Annotated in this window: 9 protein-coding genes; 8 read left to right on the forward strand and 1 reads right to left on the reverse strand. The window is 36.4% G+C overall.

The genetic code is table 11. The features are described 5' to 3' along the window. The first annotated feature begins 147 nt into the window (after nucleotides 1–147). The 5 genes from NYE52_RS07090 to NYE52_RS07110 all read left to right on the forward strand — a co-directional run bounded on the left by NYE52_RS07090 (nucleotide 148) and on the right by NYE52_RS07110 (nucleotide 7,115). Complete coding sequence (locus NYE52_RS07090) at nucleotides 148–1,059, forward strand: dihydrodipicolinate synthase family protein (RefSeq protein ID WP_341192431.1); 912 nt, start codon at nucleotides 148–150, stop codon at nucleotides 1,057–1,059. A gap of 40 nt (nucleotides 1,060–1,099) precedes the next feature. Further along, a complete protein-coding gene (locus NYE52_RS07095; protein WP_341192432.1) occupies nucleotides 1,100–3,088 on the forward strand; it encodes a YjhG/YagF family D-xylonate dehydratase in 1,989 nt (662 codons plus the stop codon). 105 nt (nucleotides 3,089–3,193) lie between these two features. Beyond that, on the forward strand, nucleotides 3,194–4,588 hold the full coding sequence (locus tag NYE52_RS07100) for an MFS transporter (protein ID WP_341192433.1): 1,395 nt from the start codon (nucleotides 3,194–3,196) through the stop codon (nucleotides 4,586–4,588). A gap of 140 nt (nucleotides 4,589–4,728) precedes the next feature. Further along, nucleotides 4,729–6,300, forward strand: coding sequence for a glycoside hydrolase family 43 protein (locus NYE52_RS07105; RefSeq protein ID WP_341192434.1), 1,572 nt, complete (start codon nucleotides 4,729–4,731; stop codon nucleotides 6,298–6,300). Nucleotides 6,301–6,599: 299 nt separating this feature from the next. Then, the gene (locus NYE52_RS07110) at nucleotides 6,600–7,115 is read left to right on the forward strand and encodes a DoxX family protein (protein WP_341192435.1); all 516 of its coding nucleotides are present in this window, start codon (nucleotides 6,600–6,602) and stop codon (nucleotides 7,113–7,115) included. Between the two features lie 58 nt (nucleotides 7,116–7,173). On the opposite strand, the gene NYE52_RS07115 is transcribed toward NYE52_RS07110, so the two are convergent. After that, complete coding sequence (locus NYE52_RS07115; protein ID WP_341192436.1) at nucleotides 7,174–8,064, reverse strand: LysR family transcriptional regulator; 891 nt, start codon at nucleotides 8,062–8,064, stop codon at nucleotides 7,174–7,176. Between the two features lie 128 nt (nucleotides 8,065–8,192). Here NYE52_RS07115 and NYE52_RS07120 point away from each other — a divergent pair, with 128 nt between their 5' ends. The 3 genes from NYE52_RS07120 to NYE52_RS07130 all read left to right on the forward strand — a co-directional run bounded on the left by NYE52_RS07120 (nucleotide 8,193) and on the right by NYE52_RS07130 (nucleotide 10,774). Next, on the forward strand, nucleotides 8,193–9,440 hold the full coding sequence (locus NYE52_RS07120; RefSeq protein WP_341192437.1) for an APC family permease: 1,248 nt from the start codon (nucleotides 8,193–8,195) through the stop codon (nucleotides 9,438–9,440). Between the two features lie 109 nt (nucleotides 9,441–9,549). Further along, a complete protein-coding gene (locus NYE52_RS07125) occupies nucleotides 9,550–10,227 on the forward strand; it encodes a DUF554 domain-containing protein (RefSeq protein WP_341192438.1) in 678 nt (225 codons plus the stop codon). A 79-nt stretch (nucleotides 10,228–10,306) separates the two neighbouring features. After that, on the forward strand, nucleotides 10,307–10,774 hold the full coding sequence (locus tag NYE52_RS07130) for a pyridoxamine 5'-phosphate oxidase family protein (protein WP_341192439.1): 468 nt from the start codon (nucleotides 10,307–10,309) through the stop codon (nucleotides 10,772–10,774). Nucleotides 10,775–11,159: the final 385 nt, after the last annotated feature.

The following is an 11,159-nucleotide window of genomic DNA, read 5'->3' on the forward strand; positions in this document are numbered from 1 at the left end:
ATTAAAAATTTGAAATTAATGTAATGTAAGTGTTTACTTTTAATGGTTGTATGTTATAATCAACTCAAATAATCTAAATAATAGAATTTAGTTTTATAATATAGAACAAATTGAGGCATACATAGAAATGAAAGAGGAGAGAGAAAAATGACCGAACTGAATCGTTTTAAAGGTATTATTCCGCCCGTTTCAAGTATTGTTGATAAAGAAGGAAAATTGAAACAAGATGAAATGGCGGTACTAATTGACAAACTAATAGAGGAAAAAGTAAACGGTTTATTCTTTTTAGGTACAGGTGGGGAATTTTCTCAGATGTTTGTAGAGGAAAGAAAAGCAATTGCTGAGTTTGCTGTTAAGTATGTAGGAAAAAGAGTTCCTGTATTAATTGGAATTGGCAGTACCAATACAAGGGAAGCAATTCTGCTCAGTCAACATGCGGAACAAATAGGTGCAGATGGTATTGTTGCCATTAATCCGTATTACTGGAATTTGACAGAAGAAAATTTATATCACTACTTTAGTGACATTGCGAAATCAGTAGAGCTGCCTGTTTTACTTTATAATTTTCCGACGCTTACAGGACAGGATTTAACACCTGATTTTGTGAAAGAACTAGTTTTAAACCATCAAAATATAGTTGGGATTAAAGAAACAATTGATTCAATCGGACATATTCGTGAAATGATTGATACGGTAAAAGCTGTAAGTCCGAACTTCTCTGTATTCTGCGGATTTGATGATCATTTATTTAATACTTTGCAGTTAGGTGGAGCAGGTGCAATTACGGCAAGTGCAAACTTTGCTCCTCAATTGTCCGTTGGCATATATAACGCTTTTTTAACAGGAGAATTGGAAAAGGCAGTCTCTCTGCAAAAGCAATTATCCATTTTGCCACAACTATATAAAATCGATAGCCCATTTGTAAATGTAGTGAAGGAAGCATCTAAACAATGTGGGATAAATATTTCAACCGAGGTTTTGCCTCCAACGAGAACATTAAGTGAAGAAAAGAAACAGCAAGTGAAAGAAATTTTAAAGCGTGCTAACGTTCTAGAATAGATGAAAAAAAGTAGTATGCAAATGGAGGGAGAGAGAGTATATGACATTACCATTTATTTACGATAAGGAGGATCCATCCCTTTATGAAGTAAGAACCAGTGCAAAGGGTCCTACTGGAACACTGCCACTTACTGCGCAAATGCTGGAGGATTCGCCAAGTGGGGATTTATTCGGACTTAGTCAAAATGTAGGGATGGGATGGAAACCAAAAGATTTGTTAGGAACAGAAGTCCTTATTCTAGGGACAAAAGGTGGCATACGAGACCATAACGGGGAGCCAATCGCATTAGGCTACCATACAGGTCATTGGGAAGTTGATATCTTAATGGCAGAGGCAGCAGAAGAAATTCGGGAGCATAAAGGAGTACCATTTGCAGGATTTGTTAGTGATCCTTGTGATGGACGTTCTCAAGGAACACTAGGAATGTTTGATTCATTTCCGTATCGCAATGATGCTGCTATCGTTTATCGTCGTTTAATCCGATCACTACCAACTCGTGAAGCAGTAATAGGTGTTGCAACATGTGATAAGGGACTTCCGGCTATGATGATTGCGCTAAGCTCTATGCATGATTTACCAACTATTATTGTACCAGGTGGGGTTACATTGCCACCAACAATTGGGGAAGATGCAGGGAAAATCCAAACAATAGGTGCACGATTTGCCAATAAAGAAATTACCTTGAAAGAAGCAGCAGAGCTTGGCTGTGTCGCATGTGCAACACCAGGAGGCGGATGTCAATTTCTTGGTACAGCTGCAACTTCTCAAGTTGTTGCAGAAGCATTAGGAATTGCCATTACTCATTCTGCGCTTGCACCTTCTGGACAAAAGATTTGGGCAGAAATGGCAAGACAATCAGCACGAGCTGTTTTAGAAATGGAAAGAAATCATATCACAACAAAAGATATTATTACAGACAAGGCGATTGAAAATGCAATGGTCGTTCATGCTGCTTTTGGTGGTTCTACGAATCTTTTATTACATATTCCAGCGCTTGCACATGCTGCCAAATGTCATATACCAACTGTGGATGATTGGGCAAGAATTAATCGCAAAATGCCGCGTTTGGTTAGTGTATTGCCTAATGGGCCAGATCACCATCCGACAGTACGGATTTTTCTTGCTGGCGGTGTACCAGAAGTAATGCTTCATTTAAGGAAATTAGGGCTTTTACACGAAGATGTTCTTACTGTAACCGGTCACACTTTAGGAGAAAACTTAGATTGGTGGGAAAAATCCGAACGAAGAACGTTATTAAGAAAGCGTTTGTTAGAAGTGGATGGAGTCAATCCAGACCAAGTAATTATGGATCCTGACACAGCAAAAGCAAGAGGTCTTACTCCAACAATTACCTTTCCTAAAGGGAATATTGCTCCTGAAGGATCTGTCATCAAATCAACTTCTATCGATCGATCTGTAGTAGGAGAAGATGGCATTTATAGACATACAGGAGTAGCAAAGGTATTTACATCTGAGAAATCTGCTATTACTGCTATAAAAACTGGTGGAATAGAAGCAGGAGATGTAATGGTTGTAATGGGAGGTGGACCATCTGGAACAGGCATGGAAGAAACCTATCAATTAACATCTGCACTGAAATATTTACCTTTTGGCAAACATGTATCCTTGATTACAGATGCCCGTTTTTCAGGTGTTTCAACGGGAGCTTGCATCGGTCACATTGGACCAGAAGCATTGAGCGATGGACCAATCGGAAAGCTACGGAATGGAGATGTAATCGAAATTATTGTTGATTGTGTAAACTTGATAGGCTCTGTTGATTTTGTTGGCACAAAAGATCAACGATTATCAAAAGAAGAGGCTACATCCGTTTTAGAAACGAGGGAAGCCCATCCAGATCTTAAACCAGATCCTCATTTGCCAGATGATACTAGACTTTGGGCTGCTCTACAAGCAGTTAGTGGGGGTACTTGGCGAGGAAGTGTCTATGATGTCGATCGAATTATTGAAGTATTGGAAGCAGGCAAAAAAGCATTAGCGAAAGAAGAAGGTTCCTTCTCTAGATAGTTTAAAAAATGATATTAATAGAAACATGGTATCTTTTGTTAGCGTTCAAGTTTTATTTTCGAATCGTTGTAAGCGTGAACAAATTAAAATAATGGAGGAATAAAGATGTCGACCAATTTGCAAAGAGAAGAGGTTACTCCTACACAAGCTACACCAGCAGGAGAAAAGATAAGCTTATTAGAAAGAATAGGTTATGGTTCTGGTGATTTAGCTAGTAATTTTATCTGGCAAGCAATGAGCATTTTTATCGTTTATTACTTTACAGATGTTATTGGTATTGCGGCAGGAATTATCGGATCCATCATGTTATTCTCCCGCGTTTTTGATGGTGTTACAGATGTATTGATGGGCTATGTCATTGATAAGACGAAATCGAAGCATGGTAAGGCGAGGCCTTGGCTATTATGGCTAGCGATTCCATTTGCCATCTCAGCTGTATTATTGTTCACTGTTCCTGATGTTAGCACAGTCTGGCAAGTTGTTTATATTACCATTACGTATAATTTAGTTTGTCTTGTGTATACAGGCTTAAATGTACCATATGGAACGTTAAATTCCTTAATCACACAAGATCAATATCAAAGATCCGTTTTAAATGTATTTCGCATGAGTCTGGCGTTAATCGGATCACTAATTGTTAGTAATTTAACGCTTCCACTTGCAAATGTCTTTGGTGGAGGGCAATTTGGATGGATTGTAACATTCTTAATTTTTGGATCGATTGGAAGTAGTCTTTTCTACTTTTGTTTCAAATCAACAACAGAAAGAGTAAAGCCTGCTAGCAAAGAACAGCAACAGAATCCTGTAAAACTAAAAGACAGCATAAGAACACTAGGTAAAAATAAATATTGGGCACTTGTGACGGCTTTCATCTTTATGACCTATATTTTCAACGCCTTAAATTCTGGTGCAGTAATTTATTTTGCACAATATATTTTAGATAATACCCTTCTAGTTGGGCTTGTAACAACAGCTTATACAGTTTTTATCCTTTTAGGAATGGTCATTGTAGCACCAATTACGAAAAGATTTGGAAAAAGAAATGCCATTATTGTTGGGGAAGTAATTACGTTAATTGGTTATCTCATTATGCTCATTGATATTACCAATATAGCTCTAATTGTAACCGGTACTATTATTAGAGGAATCGGAAAAGCACCGATTAATGGAAGCATGTTTGCGATGCTAGGTGATACGATTGAGTATGGAGAATGGAAAACAGGAATTCGAAATGAAGGAATGGTATATAGCGGAGGAAGTATGGGTATCAAAATCGGTAGTGGATTAGGTACCGCTGTTATAGGCTGGGTATTGGCATTTGGTGGATATGTTGGCGGTGGAGGCACGCAAACGAGTGCAGCATTACTTTCCATCCAATCATTATTTATTTACATCCCAATGGCTATTACTGTTTTCTTGATTATCCTCATGCTTTTCTATCGTTTAGATAAAATATATCCTCGCATTATCAGTGATCTAAAAGCTAGAAGTGCGAACTAATCATGGATAAAAGAAGAATATAGTTTTTAAAAGGTGTATCTATTTGGGAGGGAATTTACTAGTTTTGTAGATTCTTTTCCTAAATAGTTTTTATTCGAAATGTCATGAGCATTTATCATTCTAAGAAAAGGGGATACGTAATGAGTAAAATAATCAATCCAGTCTTGCCAGGTTATCATCCTGATCCTTCTATTTTGCGAGTAGAGGATGACTATTATCTTGCTGTTTCTACTTTTGAATGGTTTCCGGGGGTGCAAATATATCATTCAAAAGATATGATTAATTGGAGATTGCTAACATATCCATTAACAAGAGAATCCCAATTAAATATGATTGGGAATGTCAATTCAGGTGGGGTTTGGGCACCTTGTTTAAGTTATTCAGATGGTATGTATTATTTAATCTATACAGATGTGAAGAGTAGAGTAGGAGCTTTTAAGGATACACATAACTATTTAGTGACTGCTGAAAATATGGAAGGACCTTGGTCTGAACCGGTTTATCTTAATAGCAGTGGTTTTGATCCTTCCTTGTTTCATGATGAGGATGGACGAAAATGGTTAGTTAATATGATTTGGGATTTTCGTAAAGGAACAAATTCATTTGCAGGAATTGCATTACAGGAATATTCCGTAGAAGAAAAAAGGCTAGTTGGGCCGATTCAAAATATCTTTAAAGGTTCTGAGATTGGTTTAACAGAGGCACCTCATATATATAAGCGAAATGGCTATTATTATTTAGTGACTGCAGAAGGAGGAACTTGGTATACCCATGCAGTAACGGTAGCTAGGTCCACTTCTTTATTCGGTCCATACGAAATAGATCCGACTAATCCAATCTTGACTTCCAATGAAAATGATAAAGATCAACTACAAAAAGCAGGACATGGAAGCTTAGTGGAAACCCAAAATGGTGAATGGTATATGGCACATCTATGCGGAAGACCAGTAGTCGATAAAAAATGTATTTTAGGAAGAGAAACAGCCATTCAAAAATGCTATTGGACAGAAGATAATTGGCTTCGTGTTGAAGGAGGGCCAAATCCCTCAACCGTTGTGGAGGCACCAGATTTAGAACCACATCCTTTTGAACAAGAGAGCAACCATGATGATTTCCAAGGTCATACCTTAAAAAAATACTGGAATTCTTTAAGAAGAATATTTAGCGAAGAATGGATTTCTCTTACTGAGAGACCAGGCTATTTAACATTAAAAGGTGGAGAGTCGATGAGTTCTCTTCATCGCCAAAGCTTGCTTGCTCGGAGATTAGAGGCTTTCACAGCAGAAGTAGAAACGGCAGTTGATTATACTCCAGAAAACTTTCAACAAATGGCTGGATTAATTTTTTATTATGATACAGACGATTATGTGTACCTGCGAATTACGACACATGAAACATTAGGGAAATGTATTGGAATAATTGAATCAAAACATGGTGTATATGATGAACTACTCGATCAAGACATCCCCCTAAAGGCTGCTGTAGAAATTAAGTTAAAGGCAAAAGTCGATCAACAATGGCTTCAGTTTGCTTATGCAGAAGGAGACGGTGATTGGATAGATATCGGCAGTAAAATCGATATTAGTCATTTATCAGATGATGATGCAGATTATATCCGCTTCACAGGAACCTTTGTCGGGGTTTGCACACAAGATTTAAGTGGGCAAAAGAAACCAAGCTATTTTCCTTATTTTAAGTATGAGGAATTGTAAGAAGAATAACAGGAAAGGGTACTGTGAAGTTTACAGTACCTTTCTTTGTGTTAGGAAAAGGAATAATGAATGTCTTGTTTCCCTATAGATAGTGACATCCGTCTAGTTAGTTCACAAATCAGACATAACTTTGTGAACTAAATGTGAATTGCATCACAAATACCTTTCTTACGTTGAAAATGGTGATATTATATAAGTGTAGTAAGAAACAAACAAGATCTTGTAAAAGTGAATGTGAAATAGTGAACAATATCATCAAATAAATAAACTAATAACTAAATTTAAGGAGATGGAGTAACATGTTAGACTTATTAAGAAATAATAAAGTGGTGGCAGGAATATTAGCGATATTTAGAATTTATCTTGGTTATCAATTTATTCATGCAGGCTATGAAAAAATAACAAGTGGTGGGTTTGACGCAAGTGGATTTTTACAAGGGGCCATCGCAAGTAGCACAGGCGATCATCCAGCAGTGCAAGGCTGGTGGGCAACATTTCTAGAGCATGTAGCACTTCCTAATGCAGATTTATTCAGTTTCATGGTTCAATGGGGAGAAGTACTTGTAGGGATTGCGTTAATCTTAGGTTTATTTACAAGCTTTGCAACATTAATGGGTATGGTAATGAACTTCGCTTTCTTATTCAGTGGAACAGTAAGTACAAATGGACAAATGATCCTATTAGCAATCTTCGTTATCGTAGCAGGTGCAAATGCAGGTAAATTCGGTCTTGACCGATATGCAATGCCATATATCAAAAATCAAATTAATAATAGAAGAAACAATAAACATAAAAAAGAAACAGCAATTGCATAACCTGTAGTGAAAAAAGAAGTCAGTTAGGGTTTAACTGGCTTCTTTTTTCATATATGTTTCAACTTGATACTTCCTGCTGTTTCCTTTGTACTTCCTCTTTTTTAAAATAGGCGGAAGCTTCTTCTATAAAATAATGAACAATTGGAGAAACCCATCTGCTTTTATGATAAAAAAGAAAGGAAGCAACTTGACCATGTTTCTTATCTATCCGTTGTGCAGATAAACGGCCATCCTTTAGTTCATTTTGAATTGTAATTTCAGGAACAAGTGCTAATCCTAGACCACATTGAACACATTGCTTGATTGCCTCAATACTCCAAAATTCATGAATAGAAGAGGGAATAATATTTTCCTCCTCCATAAATTTATCAAAAATCATCCGATAGGGACAATTGCTTTCTGAATAAAGAATAGAATTAGGCTGCATATTTCCTGGTGAAGAAATGATGCTCATATGTTCATCTAACATTTTAATCGTTTCTAACGATGGATGCTTTTTAAATTCTAAATTAAGAAGTAATGCAATATCTAAATCTCCTATTTCAACTAAATGTTGAATCTCCTCACATGTACCCATACGAACCGATAAATGGACATCTGGAAACTTTTCTTTGTAGGCCTGAATTATCGTTGGAAGTCGGTAAACTGTTAATGATTCTGAAGCTCCAATAGTGATTTTTCCTTTTTTAGTAACAGAAGACTGGTGAAGTTCTTTTGCACTTTTATGTAAACGAAGCATTTCATTTGCATAGGGAAGAAAGGATTTACCTAGCTCTGTTAAAGCAATTGTTTTCCCAAGTCGATCAAAGAGCGGGCCCTCTAAGTCCATTTCTAATGCTTGTATATGAGATGTAATCGTGGATTGAGCATAACCAAGATGATTGGCTGCCTTTGCAAAACCACCTGCTTCTATTATAGCTTTAAACGTTTGTAAGTGGCGAATTTCCATTGTATCCTCTCCTATTATCGGTAAAACCGATACCATCTATCTTACATATCTATTTTACTGAATTGCAAAACAGAAATACAATAGGGAATAAGAAGTAGATAAATTTTTTTTAGGGAGTGGTAGAAAGAATGAAGCACGGAAAAATTGGTTCTTTGACCTTAAGTGGATTAATCATTGGTCCGCTATTAGGATCAGGAATTATTTTATTACCAACCATTATTTATGAAAATCTAGGAAACTATGCGGTTATTGCATGGTTAGTCATGTCTATAATTGGAATTTGCTTTGCTTATGTTTGTGGAGAATTAATGATTCAATTTCCAGGAGAAGCTGGTCTTGGGAATGCAATGGAAAGGGCATTTGGGGCTAAGATAAAAAATCTTGCCTCCATCTTTCTCATGATTGCAGCACTTATGGGGCCAGTCGCAGTCATGATGACTGCAGCTGAATACCTTCAGATTTGGCTATTTCCTAATCAGATAAGAGTGGAATGGATTGCGATTATCTTATTAGTTTTGAATGGCTCTATTTTACTGCTCCGTTTGAATTTTCTTGGGAAACTATCCTTTCTTATTTCTACCTTTGCAGTTTTGATTCTAGTCAGTGGAAGCATATTTGCTTTGCTTAATCAGCATACTGGAACTTGGGGTTTTCCAGAATTTCACTTCGATTCCTTTGGATATAGCCTTTTGCTTCTTTTTTGGACAATTGTAGGCTGGGAAATTATCGGGAATTATTCCAGTGAAGTGAAAAATCCGAGGTCGACGATTAGAAAAGCCATCTTTTTTAGTGCAACAGTCATTTTGCTTGTTAATTTAGTGCTCTCTGCAGCTGTACAATGGACGACATATAACAGTTCATTTCCCATTCGCTTAGCTGGTGTTATGTACCCCCTATTTGGTCAATTTGCTATCGGTTTACTCGCAATCGTGGCAACGGGACTTTGTATAACAACCCATTTAATGGTTGTTGGAGGAGTAGCTCGACTGATAGCAGACTTATCAAAAACAGTTCCACCTTTTCATTTTTTAACGAAAAAGCTTTCCAATGGTGCTCCATATAAAGCAATTACACTTCTTGTATTGATACATCTTTTCTTTGTTGTGTTGCTATTTATAAAAATCGTGACAGTAGAGCAATTAGTTGGACTTGCGAATGCTTTTTTCATCGCTAATGCATTAATTGGCTTATTTGCAGCAATCAAATTATTAGCTGCTCCATGGATAAAAGGAATGGCAATCGTGCTTAGTGTGTTATTTGGTATTTTACTTTTGCGGTCTTCTATTATTGCTTTATTCCTTATTTTAGTTTTAACCTTGCTATTTAAGCAGATGGAGCAAAGAAATAATAAAAATGAAAAGCTAGATGTTAATTAAAATAATTACAAAAATGCAGCGGGGTAAGATAAAATGACTTTATATATATGAAATCCTGTTTTTGTAAGACAGCTAATTTCAATAAATAAAAAGTCGAGGAGAAGAGAAATTGATTGGGACACTATTTAACTGCTTCATGATTCTAGCAGGAAGTACGATTGGAAGTCTTTTGAAAAAAGGCATCAAAGTGGAGTACCAAGATATATTAATGCAAGCAATGGGACTAGCTGCAACTTCTCTTGGGATTCATTCTATTGTTCAATATATGCCAGATAGTCAGTATCCAGTTCTTTTTATAGTTAGTCTTGCTATTGGTGGATTAATTGGAGAAAGGCTAGATATTGAAAATGGTTTTAAACGAATGGTCGCAAAATTTTCAAAAGGGAATTTAGCAGAAGGATTATCGACGGCAATTCTGTTGTTTTGTGCAGGAACACTGTCCATATTAGGTCCAATTGAAAGTGCTTTGAGAGGAAATCATACATATCTTTTTACAAATGCTATTTTAGACGGGGTTACTTCTATTGTATTAGCGTCTACCTTTGGATTTGGGATTGCGGCTTCCGCTCTCGTTTTATTTTTGTGGCAAGGCTTTTTTTATGTGACAGCAGGCCTACTTGCAAACTTTCTAACACCAGATTTATTAGCTGAAATATCGATTATTGGTGGAATCCTTATTTTAAGTTCAGGCCTAAGTATATTAGGTATTAAAAATTTTAAGACATTAAATCTGTTGCCAGCGCTATTAATTCCTGCTATTTGGTTCCTTATACTAAAACTAGTATAGATAGATGATTAAATTGCCTTTGATTAAAAGTTCCGTTTAAGGGGAATATATCTGTAAAAACCAAGCAGAGGTGATAATAATGCAAGAAGAACTTGAAACATTAAGAGACTTAATAAAAGATGTTGATACGGCGATGCTTACAACTATCTCCGAAGAAGGTCTTGTGTCCCGTCCAATGAAAACACAAGAAGTAGAATTTGATGGAGACTTATGGTTTCTGACAAAGAAGGATACAGAAAAGTACGAAGAGATTTTGCATGAAAATGAAGTCAATGTCGCCTATGCAGGAAAATCCTATGTTTCTATCAGAGGAAGAGCTGAACTCGTAGATGACCTTGCAAAGAAGAAAGAATTATGGAGTAAAGCCTATGAAAAAATAATGCAAACTTCATACGATGATCCTAATATTGTATTAATTAAAGTGAAAGCAGAATCAGCAGAATACTGGGATACAGGAAGCTTCACGAAGAATATGGTCTTCTTTTATAAAAGAATTACCGGTCAACAAGCAGAAGACACAAATATTAATGAAACATTGGAACTATAAAAAATACAAAAAAGCTTAAAGTTTTCAGGTGCATTCTAATTAAATGACACAAGAATTGGCGTATGAATTGGCATACGTCTTTTCTTTATTTATCAAGGCTTCTACGGAATTCCCTTACCTTTGGCATAGCAAAGATGTCAAGTCTTCTGTCCTTTGTAGTGCTGTTTTGAGTGTCGAGGGTCCGCACTTATCGGTTGGAGTATAAGGTAAATCGCCTGAGTTGGAAATAGACGGAAAATTTCCGCTTATTTAGTAATTATTATAAAAAAAGGCTTAAATAGACGGAGAGATTCCGCCTATTGATTCGATCAATGCGAAAAAAGAGGATTTTGCTTTGTATAATCGGAAAAACTTCCCTTATATACCCCAAAACAAGCTCTATTCA

The organism is Niallia sp. FSL W8-0635, assembly GCF_038007965.1.
GTDB lineage: Bacteria > Bacillota > Bacilli > Bacillales > Cytobacillaceae > Niallia.